Annotated in this window: 10 protein-coding genes and 1 riboswitch; of the genes, 6 read left to right on the top strand and 4 right to left on the bottom strand. The window is 64.0% G+C overall.

The window, feature by feature from the left end; genetic code table 11:
- Positions 1-20 precede the first annotated feature (20 nt).
- The 3 genes from PFLCHA0_RS15070 to PFLCHA0_RS15060 form a co-directional block, all read right to left on the bottom strand.
- The gene (locus PFLCHA0_RS15070; RefSeq protein WP_015635590.1) at positions 21-3,617 is read right to left on the bottom strand and encodes a tetratricopeptide repeat protein; all 3,597 of its coding nucleotides are present in this window, start codon (positions 3,615-3,617) and stop codon (positions 21-23) included.
- Complete coding sequence (locus PFLCHA0_RS15065; RefSeq protein WP_015635589.1) at positions 3,595-6,405, bottom strand: bifunctional glycoside hydrolase 114/ polysaccharide deacetylase family protein; 2,811 nt, start codon at positions 6,403-6,405, stop codon at positions 3,595-3,597. The genes PFLCHA0_RS15070 and PFLCHA0_RS15065 overlap by 23 nt, the downstream gene beginning before the upstream one ends.
- Before the next feature lie 80 nt (positions 6,406-6,485).
- A complete protein-coding gene (locus PFLCHA0_RS15060) occupies positions 6,486-7,418 on the bottom strand; it encodes an NAD-dependent epimerase/dehydratase family protein (RefSeq protein ID WP_011061259.1) in 933 nt (310 codons plus the stop codon).
- 361 nt (positions 7,419-7,779) lie between these two features.
- Positions 7,780-7,984: riboswitch (cobalamin riboswitch) on the top strand.
- Positions 7,985-8,094: 110 nt separating this feature from the next.
- On the opposite strand from PFLCHA0_RS15060, the gene PFLCHA0_RS15055 reads away from it, so the two are divergent.
- Both PFLCHA0_RS15055 and PFLCHA0_RS15050 read left to right on the top strand, forming a co-directional pair.
- On the top strand, positions 8,095-10,245 hold the full coding sequence (locus PFLCHA0_RS15055; protein WP_080644455.1) for a TonB-dependent receptor: 2,151 nt from the start codon (positions 8,095-8,097) through the stop codon (positions 10,243-10,245).
- Between the two features lie 170 nt (positions 10,246-10,415).
- Positions 10,416-10,715, top strand: a complete 300-nt coding sequence (locus PFLCHA0_RS15050; RefSeq protein ID WP_015635587.1) for a DUF7693 family protein — start codon at positions 10,416-10,418, stop codon at positions 10,713-10,715.
- A gap of 9 nt (positions 10,716-10,724) precedes the next feature.
- Here PFLCHA0_RS15050 and PFLCHA0_RS15045 read toward each other — a convergent pair whose 3' ends face one another.
- Positions 10,725-11,066 (bottom strand): lipoprotein, encoded by a 342-nt coding sequence (locus PFLCHA0_RS15045; RefSeq protein ID WP_015635586.1) that lies wholly within the window; start codon positions 11,064-11,066, stop codon positions 10,725-10,727.
- A gap of 218 nt (positions 11,067-11,284) precedes the next feature.
- Here PFLCHA0_RS15045 and PFLCHA0_RS15040 point away from each other — a divergent pair, with 218 nt between their 5' ends.
- The 4 genes from PFLCHA0_RS15040 to PFLCHA0_RS15025 all read left to right on the top strand — a co-directional run bounded on the left by PFLCHA0_RS15040 (position 11,285) and on the right by PFLCHA0_RS15025 (position 14,861).
- The gene (locus PFLCHA0_RS15040) at positions 11,285-11,530 is read left to right on the top strand and encodes a hypothetical protein (RefSeq protein WP_015635585.1); all 246 of its coding nucleotides are present in this window, start codon (positions 11,285-11,287) and stop codon (positions 11,528-11,530) included.
- Between the two features lie 105 nt (positions 11,531-11,635).
- Complete coding sequence (locus tag PFLCHA0_RS30910) at positions 11,636-12,274, top strand: GIY-YIG nuclease family protein (protein WP_051167109.1); 639 nt, start codon at positions 11,636-11,638, stop codon at positions 12,272-12,274.
- An 82-nt stretch (positions 12,275-12,356) separates the two neighbouring features.
- Positions 12,357-12,737: a RidA family protein gene (locus tag PFLCHA0_RS15030; protein ID WP_015635583.1), complete on the top strand. Its 381-nt coding sequence runs from the start codon at positions 12,357-12,359 to the stop codon at positions 12,735-12,737.
- 123 nt (positions 12,738-12,860) lie between these two features.
- On the top strand, positions 12,861-14,861 hold the full coding sequence (locus tag PFLCHA0_RS15025) for a peptidase U32 family protein (RefSeq protein ID WP_015635582.1): 2,001 nt from the start codon (positions 12,861-12,863) through the stop codon (positions 14,859-14,861).
- Positions 14,862-14,871 lie beyond the last annotated feature (10 nt).

The raw sequence follows: 14,871 nt of genomic DNA, 5'->3' as shown, positions 1-14,871 counted from the left end.
CTCCTCTTTGAATTCCATGATCAGCGTCCGAAACGCACGCTGTAGCTGACACCTGCAGTGCCCCCGGACTTGCCTGCCCCGCCTTGCGGCGCGGACTGGTAGCCAAAAGTCACTGCCAATTCGTCATCCCCTATCACCTCGGTGCCGACACCGGTACTGATGGCGTAGTTGATGGTGTTGTCGGTCCACTGCCAGCCGGTGCTGACATCCACCAGCCAGGTGTATTGCCCCCGCGTGCGGTTCAGCGCCCCCGGGAAACCGCGCCGCCAGGAACTGCCGAAGAACAGCTGGCCGTAGCGCTTCTGCAGCAGGGTCTGGCTGGTGATCTGCTCCGGATTGTCGAGATCGGCCCCGACCAGATCGATGCCTCCGCCCAGGGTATTGGCCAGGTCGGGCAGCGAGCGGTTGTTCAGGCTGTTCTGCTGGTAGTCGATACCGCTGCGCAATTCCCAGTTCGGCCCTTCGAACTGCAAGGTGTGGTCGAACTCGATCTTCAACGCCTGGCCGCTGCCCAGGTCATCGCCGCCGCGGGTCGAGAACCAGCGCTGGGCCAGGTTCCAGGACAACTGGTCACGGGCCGAATAGCGATGCCGGCCGCCCACCCAGACATCATCCTGCTGGCCGAAGGTGCGCATGTATCCGCTGTCCTCGTTCTTGCGGTGCCAGTCGGCACCGACGTCCAGCTCGTTGCCGCTGTCCAGTTGCCAGGTGCGGCTGGCACCCAGGCCGTTGCGGTCATCGTCCTTGCGCAGGCTGCTGTCGAAGATCAGCTTGTAGTTGCCGTTCTCCAGCTGGCGCTGCAAGGTCAGTTCGGTGTTGGTCTCATTGCCCAGGCGCGACTCATCCAGCACATCGCCGCTGTAGCGGCCCTGCTCCAGGACCAGCTTGGCGTACCAGTTGTCGTTCAGATAGCGCTCGGCGGTCAGGCGCGGGCCGTTGAACACCAGGCCGCCGTAGTCCTGGCGCTCCCAGGCGATTTGCATACCCTGGGGCGTGCGCTCCGTCATCTCGATGGCCTGGCGGCGTAGTTGCTCGCGCAGCGCCGCCGGTTGCTCGTCACCCAGTGCCGAAAGGCCCACCGCCAGCGCTTCGCCGCTGCGACCCAGGCTGTTCAAGGCCTCGACCTGCTGCGCCGGGTCCAGGTCGCCGCTGGCCACCAGGCGCTCCAGGGCCTGGCGATTGCTGCCGCGCAGGGCTTCCTGGATCTGCTCGTAGCGGCTGACCTTCAGGCCGCGGCTGCGGGCCCAGGCCAGCCACTCATCCTTTTGCGCCGACTGATTGAGGTCATCCAGGCGCGCGAGGAACTGATCGAACCACAGCTGCAGCATCGGCTTGGAGCCGTCCTGCCATTGCATGGCCTTGTTCTGCGCCTTGCGTGACGAATAGCTGCTGGCCAGCAGGCGCAGCCAGGTGGCATAGCCCTGGGGCGTGGCGCGGATCTGCTCCGGGCTGACCTGGCGATCGAGCCGCAGGCGCAAGCGCTGGGCCGAGTCGGCATAACCGGCGCCCTCCAGGGCATCGGCATAGGCGGCCTGGACCATCCAGTCCCGGGGGTTGGCCTGCAAGTACAGGCGATACCAGGCCAGGGCCTCGGTATTGCGCCCGAGCAACTGGCTGGCGGCGGCGAATGGCAGCCACAGGCTGCTGTCACTGCGGGCCAGGGAGCGCCATTGCTGCAACAGCGGCTTGATCTCGCCCGTGCGGCCCAGATCGACATACAGCCACAGCAGCCGCTCACGGAAGGTGTTGTCGTCCGGGAAGCGGCTCAAGCCCTGTTGATACAGGCGCAGGGCCAGATCGGTCTGGCCCTGCTGCACCGCCAGCGCGGCGCGGGCGGCCAGCACCTGGGACTGGTCGCTGGCACCCGGGTACTGCTCGGCTTCCTTGAGCAAATCGACCACCAGAGGCCAGTCCTGGAGTTCCTGGGCCAGTTGCAGGGCGGCCACCAGGCGCTGCGGGCTGTGGCCCTGGCGCCAGCTGTCGACGGTCAATTGCAGGGCCTTGCGCGGATCGCGGGTGCGATACAGGGCAATCAGCTCGCTTTCGTCGCCTGTATTGAGCGAGCCCTTGATCGCCAGCATCTTCTCCAGCGCCAGCTGCAGCTCGTCGTCCTGCTCCAGGTCCCAGGCCAGGGCGGCGCGGGACTGCCAGTAGTTGAAGTCCTTGATCTTGTTGCCATCCACCGCGGTGATGACTTTCCAGGCCCCCTGGCTATCGAACAGCTTGAGGTGGTTGTTGGCCCAGTCCACACGTTCGGTGCTGGTGAGCGGATAGCGCTTGGCGAACTGGTTCCAGACCACCAGGCGCTGCGGGTACTGCTCGGTGTTTTCCAGGTTCTGCAACAGGCGCACCCAGGCCAGACGCTGTTTCGGGTATTTGGCGACATAGCGGCGCAGCCACTTTTCTGCCTCCTCGGGCGTCCCCCTGGACTCTTGCGCGTAGACCAGGGCATCGAGCTCGACGTTGGTCAGGGCGCGGCTGTCCATGATCCCCGCCAGCAGTGGGATGCCCCGATCGAAGTCGTAGGTCTGCATCGCCAGGCGCCAGGTGTGCTCGAACTGCGCCGGGTCCTTGCTTAGCGTGCTCAGGCTGATCCAGTAGCCCAGGGCGGCGGCCGAGTCGCCCTGCCATTCGGCGAGATGGGCCATCTGCTCCAGCAACTGCGGGTCATCCGGCCGCTGTTCGAGCAGTTGCACGCCCACCGCATGGGCGCCGGCCAGGTCACCGAAGGCCAGGCGCTGCTTGAATTCCTTGGCGAGGATTTCCGGGCTGTCGGGCTGCACCTTGCGCCAGGCACTGAAGAACTGTTCCGCCAGGTCCACGCGGTTGTGCGCCACAGCCACATCCACGCCGCGGTCCAGCAGCGCCGGTTCGAATGCCACGTCCGGCTGTGCGGCCAGCTCTCGGGCCAGCAGCTCCACTGCCTGATCGCCGCGATCGGCCGCCACCAGGGTGGTGAAGGCCTGTTGCAGAAACTGCCGACGCGCCTCGGGGGTCTGGCTGGCATCGAGCAACTGCACATAGAGATCGGCCGCGCGCCCCGGCTGTTCGCTGGCCTGGTACCACTTGGCGGCTTCAGGCAGCCACTGCTCGCGCCGTGTCGGGTCGCGCCGCGCCAGCTCGGCATAGGCATCCGCCGCCAGCCCCGGGGCCTGGGCGCTCAGGGCCAAAGTGGCCAGGCGCTCCAGTTGCGGCGATGGCAGCGGCTTGTAGTCAAAGGCCTTGAAACGTTCGGCCAGGGCCTGCAGGGCCGCGCTGTCGGTGCTGTTGTTCAGCGCCAGGGCATCGAGCTGCAAGCGGTAGTAGGCCTTGAGCGCCGGATCGGGCCGCTGCCACTGGGCCAGGTGTTTTTCCGCCTTGGGGTAGTCCCCCAGCTGAATCAGCAGGTCGAGCAGCTGGGTGCGCAGCTCATTGTTTTCCGGGTGTGCGGCCAGCAGCACCTCGGCGTAGCTGGCCGACACTTCGTCCGGCTGCCCGCCCTTGGGGCGGAACGCCTCTTCATTGCGAAAGGTTGCCCACAGCAGCACGCCGACGGCGATCGCCACCAGCAGCAAGGCCCAGGGGTTGAGCAGCCGCGCGCTGGGCGCCTTGGCCTTAGTTGCAGAGGAGTTGGGCATCACTCACCTGCTTCATGGGAAGTTGGAAATGCCACAGGCCCTGTTCGGACTTGCCGGCGTAGCGTTGGCCCTGGACCTCGACCCGACAGGCGCTGGCCGAACGCACCGAGAATTCCAGGTTGAACTGGCCGGCAAAGGAGAAGCTCACCTGCCGGTCATTGACATAGCGCCAGTCGCGCAGGGGAATATTGGCCAGCTCCAGTGCCGGGCGCGGATCGCGCTCGGGGCGCAGGGCCAACAGCGCATGATCGCTGCTCAAGGCTACATAGCGCCCCTGGGGCAAGTCGCGCACCCCGGCCACCCCTACCGAGCGGCCGAGGTCCGGCCAACCCAGCGCCGGGTCCAGGCGCAAGGTACGCAGGCCGTCCATGCCGCGTACCTGCCAGTCGCCATTGGCGGTCCGCGCCAGGCTTGCCTGGTACAGGCCGTGGACCCGGTCCAGGTAGTCACTCATCCACAATGACAGCGGCTGCTGGCCACGCATGAACTGGTAGATGTCGGTCATGGCCTTGATCGACGCCTGCTTGGTGCCCGAATAGAAGTGGTAGTACAGGTGGATGCCGCGCAGGCGCCGTGGGCTGTCGGTCAGCTCGAAGGTGTCGATCACATCGCGAAAGCCGTAGTACGGGCCTTTCCAGAGGTTGGTGTACATGTTCTCGTTGATCACCGGAGCGTAGTACTGCAAGCCGCCCGAGGTCGGCCGCAACAGCGGGTACAGGCCGGTGAGCGATGAGTTGGCCTTGGTCAGGATGGTCTGCCCGCCGTTGACGTTTTTCAGCCCGGCGTCGTAGGCCAGCTTGATGGTCTCGGCGCTGGGCAGCGCATCCCCCGGCCAGAAGACCAGCTTCACCGGTTTCTGCGCGGTGGTCAGGCGGCTGTTGATGTAGTCCCGCGAGCCGAGGATCTCGCGCTTGTAATCCAGGGTCTTGTACCCCGGGATATTCAGGCGCAGGCCGTATTCGGCGTGGAAATCCTCGTCCTTCTTGGCCTTCTCCGGCTGCATGTAGAACGGGTGGCTGTAGGTGTGGGTGGCCACTTCGACCTTGGGGTCGGCGAAGATCTCCTGGGCGATGGGCTCCAGCTCCCGCGCCAGGAACGGCGACATGCCCTTGGGCCCGACTTCGCCTTCGATGATCGAGACCGAGGTCAGGAACGGGTTGGGACGAATGTAGTCGTCCAGCACCTGGCGCCCGGAATACGGGGTGCCACGCACTTCGGCATGGGACGGGAAACCGTCACCGTCGATATGCACCGTGGCGATCCGCCGACCGTTCTCGGTGGTGGTGTCCGGGCGTGGCTGGGACGGCAGGCGCAGGGCCTTCTGGATAAAGGCGAACGGGTCGAGGATCCAGCGGCTGCGCTCCACATTGGCCTCCACCACATAGGGGGCCAGGGCCATGCCGCCCCAGGCGGCGGTGGCCACCGGGACGTACTTGCCGCCCTTGTCATCGCCCAGCACCAGGGCTGGTTTCGGCCCGTCGGGCAGCAGGCTCACGCGGGTCAGTTCGCGGCTGCGCGCCACCACCGGAGCCTCGAAGGCGCCGATCAGGCTCTTGTCCTGGCTCAGCACATGCAGGGCATCGCGAGCCCCCGGCGCCGCCAGGTTCAGCCCCAGGCGCTTGAGCAGCGCCCGGTCCTCGATCGGCAGGCCGGCCATGATCGCCAGGGGCACCTGCTCATCCAGGCGCTGGCCGACCCAGCTATAGAAGGCACGGCTGTCCTCGGGCGGGCCGCTGGTCATCCACAGCACCACCCCGGCGTAAAGGCCGGCGAAGCTGTAGGCAGGCAGGCTGTCGTCCACCGGGAAGTAGTCCACCCGGTAACCCAAGTACTCCAGCAGGCCACCGAGCATGCGGTGCCCGGCGTGATCGTAGAGTTCCCCTTCGCGCGGGTCATAGAGCATGGCGATGCGCCGCGGCTGGACTTCCACCGTGCTCATGCTCAGGGCGTTGAGGTCCGGGGTGGTGACCACCGGTATAAAGCCTTCCTGGCTCAATTGCCGGACCAGCTTGCGTGCCTCTTCCCGACGGTTGGCCGGCAGGTAATCGATGGCCACCAGCGGGATGTTGCGTGCGCGCAGCGGCTTGAGTTCGCCTTCAAGCCAGGTGCGGTCGGCTTCAGAAACCGGGCGGTAACGCTTGGCCGAGGCATCCCAGCCGGCGTGGATGGATTCCACCGCCACGGCCGAGGCGACGCCATCGAGCTCGCCCAGTACCTCGAAGCCCCGGTTGAAGAACAGCTTGAGGTTGGGCAGCCGGCTGTGCAGTTCCCGCAGGAACGAGGCCAGGGCCTTGCGTTGCGGTTCGCGATCGGCCTCGGGGAGCAACTGGAAACTGTCCAGGGTGTCCAGGAACAGGCCGGCGTAGCCCTGGTCCTGCAGCGCCTTGGCACGCTTGAACAGGTGTTCGCGCCAGGCCGGGGTGGCGATGTCCATCACCTGGCTGTCCCAGGCCTTGTTGCGCACGGGGCTCGCGCCCTGGGCCAGGGCCTGCTTGGCCAGGGCAGCGCGGTTGCCGTCGAACTCCCCTACCGACAGGTAGGCGAACGGCTGGCTGCCGAGCTTGCGCAAGGTGGCGACATCGGCGCTGGCCATATGGCCGGGCTCGACTACTGCCCATTCGAACTGCGCCAGCTCCTGCAAGGGTGGCTGCTCGGCGTACCAGAACCCGACACTGGCGGGCGCCGCGGGTGCGGCCTGCACCAGGGTGTTGGTGGCACACAAGGCCAATGCGGTAAACAGGCGTCGAACCACTTTGCAGACATGCCCCCTGCGAAACTCGATATCCATAACTCACTCTTCAGTAGATCAATCTGCACAACATCAGGCTCTAGGGCAGCCGCCATGGCGGGCGCCCCTAAGGCAACGAACTAAAGGCTGCGGTAAAGCCGTTCCAGGCCCTCGGCCAGGCTGCTGGGCGTGCCCAGGTCGAAGCGCTCGCGCAAGCGGCGGTTGTCGGCCTTGGAATGGCGGATATCCCCGGAGCGGGTCGCGCCGTGGCTCACCTGCAGCGGCTTGCCGCTGATCTGCTGCAGGGCGCCAATCAGATCGTTGAGGGTGGTCACCCCGCCGAGCCCGACATTGGTGGCATCGGCTGCCGGCGCGGGGCATTCCAGGCCCTGCACCAGGATCTTCACCAGGTCCGCGACATAGACGAAGTCGCGGGTCTGCCCGCCATCGCCGAACAGGGTGATGGGCCGCCCGGCCTTGGCCCGCTCGCTGAAAATGCTGATCACCCCGGAATACGGCGATGAAGGGTCCTGGCGCGGGCCGAAGATATTGAAAAAGCGCAGGATCACCGGTTCCAGCCCATGCTGGCGGCGGTAGAAGTCCAGGTAGTACTCGCTGGCGAGCTTGTCCGCCGCGTAGGGCGTGAGGGGAGATTTAGGGGTGTCTTCGGCAATCGGCGTGCCCTCGCCGTTATTGCCATAGACCGCCGCACTGGAGGCGAACACCACGCGGCGGATACCGGCCGCGGTCATCGCCTCGCACAGGCGCAGGGTGGCGATGAAATTGCTCTGGTGGGTGGCCACCGGGTCTTCGACCGAAGCCTGGACCGACGCCACAGCAGCCAGATGCACCACGGCATCGCAGCCCTGAACGGCATCCGCCAGAAGTGCCGCATCGGCGGCATCCCCCACCAGCAGTTCCAGGCCAGCATCGCCCATGGGCAGATTGCCGACCTTGCCCGTGGAAAGGTCGTCCAGAACCCGCACCGCATAACCCTTGGCCAGCAGTGCATCCACGAGGTGAGAACCGATAAAACCAGCGCCCCCAGTAACCAGTATCCGTTCGGCAGACATAGATCATTCCAAAGAGAAATATCGCGGCTACGCCGTCTGAAGCTAGCACAGCCAACGGATCAGCCCTGGCTACTTGCCATCCTGGCCGTCATGTTTTTAGTGGCTGCTCTGCGCCATAGGCTGTTTCGCCTATTTTCGGAGCAGAGTTCAGCGCTTTGGCGTCAAAAAAACTCAAGATAATCAATCGCTCAGCGCCGACATACTGGGTCAGAAAAGCAAAATCGTCAATAATGCGTCGATATTTGTTGATTATTTAAGCGCCAGGAAAAATAGGTCAATATATTGACTTGCCTAGCATAAAGCGCTGAAACCGCCGCCGTAGCTGGCCACATGCCATTGACGCAAGGGCTCGGCAGTGCTCATATGCGCGCCAGTTTCAGGTGTCCCATGCCGCCGTGCATGGGGTTAAACGGGAAGCCGGTGCGTCATTTCGATGATCAGTCCGGCGCTGCCCCCGCAACGGTAAGCGAGCGAAGCATTCGACAGACCACTGTGCCAAGGCATGGGAAGGTGAATGCCTCATGACCCTCGCAAGCCCGGAGACCGGCCTGCAACTTCGTTTGACAACCCCGCGGTGGGCGGGCGCAGTCCGGTTTTCGTGGGCGCGGCTGCCCGCGATTCCCTATGCGTTGTTCCCTCCGGGATTCATTCATTCCTTACAAGTAGTAGGAATCGCATGTCCCGCACCTCCTTGCTGCAACACCTGGCGAGCCCCTCGCTGTGTTTCACCCTCCTGCCTTGCATGGCCTACCCGGCCCTGGCACAGGCTGAACAGAAAACCTCCCTGGTCTTGCCCGAGACCCAAGTGAGCGGAGTCTCCAGCGCCCCGCAAACCTCTCTGGACACGCCCCTGCCCGCCGGCTCGCGGCTGAACCTCACGGCCCTGGAGACTCCGGCCAGCACCAGCAGCCTGGGCAACGACGCCATCAGCAACCGCAACAACCTCACGGTGCAGGATGCCGTCACCCGCTCCCCCGGCATCACCAGCATCGCCACCCCGGGCAACGGCAATACCGCACTGTCGGCCCGCGGCTTTACCGGGCACTCCTCGGTGATGACCCTGTTCGACGGTGCGCGCCTGTACACCGGCGCCGGCAGCCAGACCTTCCCGGTGGACCCGTGGATGGTCGAGCGCATCGACGTGATCCGCGGCCCAGCCTCGGTGCTGTACGGGGAAGGCGCCACCGGCGCGGTGATCAACGTGATTGCCAAGAAGCCCTTCGACGGTGAGATCCACAACCGCCTGCGCCTGGGCTATGGCTCCCATGATCGCCAGCAACTGGGCCTGGACAGCGGCGGCTCGCTGACCGACACCCTGAGCTACCGCCTGACCCTGAACCAGCAGCAGAGCAATGGCTGGGTCGACCAGGGCCAGTCACGCAGCCTGGCACTCAGCGCGGCGCTACGCTGGCAAGCCACCGACGACCTCGGTTTCACCCTGGCCCATGAACGCGGTGAAAGCGAACCCGCCAGCTATTTCGGCACGCCGCTGATTGCCGGCCAATACCGCGACAGCCTGCGGGCCAAGAACTACAACCTGCGCAACGCCGTGCAGCGCTACAACGACGAATGGACCCGGCTCAACACCGACTGGACCCTGAGCGACAACCTCAGCGCCAGCAACCAGCTCTACTACATCAAGAGCCGCCGCCACTGGCGCAACGCCGAAGCCTACAACTGGGTCAGCTCCCGGGAGCAGTTGCTGCGCGGCGACTACCTGGAGATCAAGCACGATCAGGAGCAGATCGGCGATCGCCAGAGCTTCACCTTCAACCACTCGCTGTTCGGCCTGGACAGCAGGACCGTGGTCGGCCTGGAGTACAACAGGATTCGCTTCGGCGTGGCCAACAACTCGCCCTACAAGGATATCGGTAGCGACTATATCGACCCGTGGAACCCTGCACCGGGCTACTTCCAGAGCCGCTCGCCCTTCTCGCCCCAGACCGACAGCAGCACCCGCACTTTCGCCCTGTTTGCGGAAAACCGCCTGCAACTGTCGGAGCGCTGGTCGCTGGTGACCGGCATCCGCCGCGACCAGAACCATATCGATCGCAGTGATCTGCGCGCCGGCACCCGCACCGATCGCAGCCTCACCGGCGGCAACTGGCGCGCCGGCCTGGTGTTCGCGGTCACCGATCAACTGTCGCTGTACGGCCAGTACTCCACCAGTGAAGACGGGGTCAGCAACCTGATCAGCCTCAACCCGAGCCAGTTGCAGATGGACCTGACCGAAGCCAAGCAGACCGAGTTCGGGCTCAAGCAGCAGTTCTGGAGCGGCCGTGGCGAATGGACCCTGGCGGCCTACCACATCGTCAAGAAAAAGCTCTTGACCACCGATCCGGTGACCCGCCTGGCGCAGCAGGTCGGCCAGCAATCCGCCGACGGCCTGGAAACCTCGCTGGAGCTGGCCCTGGATCACGGCTGGCAAGTCTCGGCCAACGCCTCGGTGGTGCGTGCCGAGTACGATGACTTCGATGAGGTGGTCTCTGGCAAAGCGGTGTCCCGGGCCGGCAATCGCCCCACCAACGTGCCGCGACGCACCGCCAACCTGTGGCTGAACAAGGCCCTGGCTCCGAGCCTGGAAGCCGGCATGGGCCTGCGCTACGTCGATGCGCGTTATGCCAACACCGCCAATAGCGTCGATGTACCCGGCTACACGGTGCTGGATGCCAACCTCGGCTGGCAGGCCCTGCCCGATGTGCGCCTGGGCCTGCAGGTGAACAACCTGCTGGACCGGCGTTATGCCGCGGCGCAACAGAACAGCGGCCAGCAATGGCTGATGGGTGAACCGCGCTCGTTGTTCGTCACCACCGACTACAGCTTCTGATCGAGGGGTTGCCGCAAGGCCCTGGGCTTTGCGGCGCCATTTCAGGCGTGCAGTGAGTTCGCCAGCCACTGGCCCGGGCCAGCGTCGGACAGCGACCAATCGACACTTGCACCCACGCAGTCGATGGATATCCTGAGCGCCTTTGTCCCTGCACTGCCCGCGAGAGCCCCATGCCCTGCCTGAATGCCCGAGATGTCTGCCAGCGCCTGCGCGATGCCGCCCTTGGCGTTTACCCCCTACGGCCCGGCGCCAGCCATTCGGGCGCTGGCCAGGTGCAGGTGGATATCGAGGGTTGGCAGTTGCTGCTGGATTTCGATGGCCGGCATCTGCATCACTGCCAGAGCTGCCGCAGCGCCGAAGGCGATGTCTGGCAGCTCGATACGCGGCAACGCTTCGGCACCGACCCGGTGAGCCTGCTCAGTACCTGGGAGCTGGCGCAGATCGAGAAGTTACTGAAAGAGGCGGTTTAACACGGCTGGCTACAGGCATTCCTGGGCCGCGCGTTCGAAGCTCGACGGGGCGAAGCTGGAGGCCAGCAAGTGCCGCTCGTAGAGGAACACCTTGCCGCCATTGGGCGCCTTGTAGGCTTCCAGTACGTTGTCTGCCGCCACCTTGCTGGCAACGACAATGCGAAAACCGCGCTGGGTCTGGGAAACCGTCGGGCTCTGGGCGTTGCCTTGCAGCTTGGGCACCACGCACTCGGCATATTCGGCCGGGGTTTTCCGGGTCTGCATGACCAGCGTCGGGTCGTTGGGCGCGGTGGCGCAACCGGCCAGCAGCAAGGTGGCCAGGGTCATGGCGGGAGCAAATAGAGGGCGCATCGGTAAGTCCTGAAAATGTACAGCCTGGTTCGGTGCGCAACGGTTCAGCGTCACGGGCGCTGCCGTTGCGGTCATGGTTTTGGGTCGGGGGCGATTGTCCATGGTTGGCGCCCAAAGCAGAACTTGCGTTGCTTGATTGTCACTATTACTTGAACCGATAGTTGCCCCCCGGGCAGACTGCCCGGCAGCCCGACTACAACTAAAAAAAGGATTTCCCCATGCGCACCTTTGACTTGATTCGCGACGCCGTCCTCCCGGAATTCCGTGAGCGGGTGGCGGACTACCTGGTGGAGTACGAACAGGTGCTGGGTGACAGCAGCGCCGACCCGCAAAGCCTGCGGATCGCCGCCTATCAATTGCGTGGCTACCTGCGTGGCCTGAACACCACCCGGGTCCTGGGCATGGCCGACTGGGAAGAGCTGGACCGGCGGGTGCTGGAGACATGGCTCAACCACTCGCAGTGACGTAAAGACACTCAAGGATGACATCGGCGAATACAGCCATTACCGAGTCGCTCCAGGCGTTATCGGCCCCCTGCCATTTCTACTTCAATTTGGAGCCTCGTCTTTATGAGTAGTGGATTTGTTTACATCATGATCAACCCGGCCATGCCTGGATTAGTCAAAATCGGATTAACCGAGAGAACGTCTGATGAGCGGGCCAAAGATCTACGAAGTACGGGGTTGCCGACTGATTTCATTACCGTTTACGACGAGCTTGTGACTGACTGCAAAACTGTTGAAAAACGGATGCACACGCGTTTTGACTCTTTTCGCTATCAACCGAATCGCGAGTTTTTTGAAATTCCAGTCAGGCAAGCGATACGTGGATTAATGGAGGAATCCGTCGGATATCTCGTGCCTCGGATCGGGACAAATTGTGGTGTGGAAATACTCCCTGACTTGAAGAAGAAGTACTCGGACTACCTGAAGCCGGACTTCCACTCGATTAAACTTACTCATAGCGACGGTGTTGTTTATCTGGAGTCGGTGCGTTATCGCCATTCCGGTTTGAAGGACGAAATCATTGAGCGAACAGACCTGAGCTTCATCGACGGCTCGACAAGCGAAATGTTCCCGGCCTCGAGAAGTCCAATGGACAATGCTCGCCTCTTTGTGCATCAACTCGATGAGTACTCAATGATTCATTGCACAGACCTGTTCACTCATGAAGCCTGCATGGACATAGCGCAAAGGCATAAGTCTTAAATTGAACTGTCGCCTGACTGATCTTTCCGACCAACCGTAGCGAGTGCGACCGCTGCGCCCTTACACAAATCAAGAGACCCCCATGGCCAACCAAGACCTGAGCTTCACCCCCGACCCGGACGCCGATTCCATTTCCTCCGACGTGGTCGGTTTCAACGGCATCCTGGTCTCCACCCAGATCCCCACCCGCGCCGACGGCAGCCTGGAACTGGGGGACATCACCCTGCAGAGCGAATGCACGCTGCAGGCGCTGAAAGTGGCCCTGGAGCGCGCCGGCAGTTCCATGGACCGGGTCATGCACCTGACCATCTACCTCACCGACATGGCCGATCGTGCGGCATTCAATGCGGTCTACCAGCGTTTCTTCGCCAAGCCCTGGCCGGTACGTGCCGCGGTGGGCGTGGCCGCCCTGGCGGTGGAAGGCATGCGCGTGGAAGTCACGGCAATGGCCGCAAAGGCCTGAGGCAGCGCGTCAATCGGCGGCCTCGCGCAAGGCGTGGCCGCCACCTGGCAGCACACGGGTGCCGGGCAAGCGTTTCGCCGCTACAATGCGCGCCTTGACCCTGATAAGCCTGACTAAAAAAACATGTCCTTGCCCAAACATCACCTGGAACTGCTCAGCCCTGCCCGCGATGTGAGCATCGCCCGCGAAGCCATCCTGCATGGCGCCGATGCGGTGTACATCGGCGGCCCGAGCTTCGGCGCCCGCCACAACGCCAGCAACGAGGTGGGCGAGATCGCCCAGTTGGTGGAGTTCGCCCGCCGCTATCACGCCCGGGTGTTCACCACCCTCAACACCATCCTCCACGACAACGAGCTGGAACCGGCGCGCAAGCTGATCCACCAGCTGTATGACGCGGGGGTCGATGCGCTGATCGTCCAGGACCTGGGGGTGATGGAGCTGGATATTCCGCCCATCGAGCTGCACGCCAGCACCCAGACCGACATCCGCACCCTGGAGCGGGCGAAGTTCCTCGACCAGGCTGGTTTCTCCCAGCTGGTCCTGGCCCGCGAGCTGAACCTCAAGGAAATCAGTGCCATCGCCGCTGAAACCGATGCCGCCATCGAGTTCTTCATTCACGGCGCTTTGTGCGTGGCCTTCTCCGGCCAATGCAACATTTCCCACGCCCAGACCGGCCGCAGCGCCAACCGTGGCGACTGCTCCCAGGCCTGCCGCCTGCCCTACACCCTGAAAGACGAGCACGGCGGCGTGATCGCCTATGAAAAGCACCTGCTGTCGATGAAGGACAACAACCAGAGCGCCAACATCCGCGCCCTGGTGGAAGCCGGCGTGCGCTCGTTCAAGATCGAGGGGCGCTACAAGGACATGGCCTATGTGAAGAACATCACGGCCTACTACCGCCAGCGCCTGGACGCGGTTCTGGAAGATCGCCCCGACCTGGCTCGCGCCTCCAGCGGCCGTACCGCGCATTTCTTCGTGCCCGACCCGGACAAGACGTTCCACCGCGGCAGCACCGACTACTTTGTCAGCGAGCGCAAGATCGACATCGGCGCCTTCGACTCGCCGACTTTCACCGGGCTGCCGGTAGGCACCGTGGAAAAGGTCGGCAAGCGCGACCTGCAGGTGGTGACCTTCGAGCCGTTGTCCAATGGCGATGGCCTGAACCTGCTGGTCAAGCGTGAGGTGGTGGGTTTCCGCGCCAACATCGCCGAGGCCCGTGGCGAGTTCGAAGAAGATGGCGAGAAACGCTACCGCTATCGGGTCGAACCCAACGAGATGCCCGAAGCCCTGAGCCGTCTGCGGCCCAACCACCCCCTGAGCCGCAACCTCGACCACAACTGGCAGCAAGCCTTGACCCGCACTTCCGCCGAGCGGCGCATCGGCCTGTCCTGGCTGGCACGCCTGAGCGAAGCACGGCTGGAACTGACCGCCACCAGCGAGGAAGGCATCAGCGCCAGCGTCGCCCTGGATGGCCCGTTCGGCGTGGCCAACAAGCCGGAAAAGGCCCTGGGGCAACTGCAGGATCTGCTGGGCCAGCTGGGCACCACCCATTACCACGCCACCAGCATCAAGCTGGACGCGCCCCAGGCTTACTTCATCCCCAACTCCCAGCTCAAGGCCCTGCGCCGGGAAGTCATCGAAGCCCTGGACGCCGCACGCATCGATGCCCACCCACGGGGCTCGCGCAAGGCCGAAAGCAGCCCGCCGCCGGTCTACCCGGAATCGCACCTGTCATTCCTGGCCAACGTCTACAACCAGAAGGCCCGGGATTTCTACCACCGTCACGGGGTGCAACTGATCGACGCGGCCTTCGAGGCCCATGAAGAGCACGGCGACGTGCCGGTGATGATCACCAAGCACTGCCTGCGCTTCTCCTTCAACCTGTGCCCCAAGCAGGCCAAGGGCGTGACTGGCGTGCGCACCAAGGTGGCACCGATGCAACTGGTACACGGCGATGAAGTGCTGACCCTGAAATTTGACTGCAAGCCGTGCGAAATGCATGTGGTGGGCAAGATCAAGGGTCATATCCTCGACCTGCCGCTACCGGGCAGCGCCGCCGAGGCCGTGGTCGGCCATATCAGCCCCGAAGACCTGCTCAAGACCATTCCCCGCGCTCCGCACTGAGTGACCGGCG

It is taken from the genome of Pseudomonas protegens CHA0 (assembly GCF_000397205.1).
GTDB classification, from domain to species: Bacteria; Pseudomonadota; Gammaproteobacteria; order Pseudomonadales; family Pseudomonadaceae; genus Aquipseudomonas; species Aquipseudomonas protegens.
The sequence above is the reverse complement of the archived record's forward strand: the minus strand, read 5'-3'. Positions and strand labels throughout refer to the sequence as shown.

Bases quoted from the DNA above. Each gene is read 5' to 3' on its own strand.
- PFLCHA0_RS15060 (WP_011061259.1), bottom strand. From the start codon at position 7,418: ATGTCTGCCGAACGGATACTGGTTACTGGGGGCGCTGGTTTTATCGGT.
- PFLCHA0_RS15030 (WP_015635583.1), top strand. From the start codon at position 12,357: ATGGCCAACCAAGACCTGAGCTTCACCCCCGACCCGGACGCCGATTCC.
- PFLCHA0_RS15025 (WP_015635582.1), top strand. From the start codon at position 12,861: ATGTCCTTGCCCAAACATCACCTGGAACTGCTCAGCCCTGCCCGCGAT.
- PFLCHA0_RS15055 (WP_080644455.1), top strand. From the start codon at position 8,095: ATGTCCCGCACCTCCTTGCTGCAACACCTGGCGAGCCCCTCGCTGTGT.
- PFLCHA0_RS15070 (WP_015635590.1), bottom strand. From the start codon at position 3,617: ATGCCCAACTCCTCTGCAACTAAGGCCAAGGCGCCCAGCGCGCGGCTG.
- PFLCHA0_RS15065 (WP_015635589.1), bottom strand. From the start codon at position 6,405: ATGGATATCGAGTTTCGCAGGGGGCATGTCTGCAAAGTGGTTCGACGC.
- PFLCHA0_RS15040 (WP_015635585.1), top strand. From the start codon at position 11,285: ATGCGCACCTTTGACTTGATTCGCGACGCCGTCCTCCCGGAATTCCGT.
- PFLCHA0_RS15045 (WP_015635586.1), bottom strand. From the start codon at position 11,066: ATGCGCCCTCTATTTGCTCCCGCCATGACCCTGGCCACCTTGCTGCTG.
- PFLCHA0_RS30910 (WP_051167109.1), top strand. From the start codon at position 11,636: ATGAGTAGTGGATTTGTTTACATCATGATCAACCCGGCCATGCCTGGA.
- PFLCHA0_RS15050 (WP_015635587.1), top strand. From the start codon at position 10,416: ATGCCCTGCCTGAATGCCCGAGATGTCTGCCAGCGCCTGCGCGATGCC.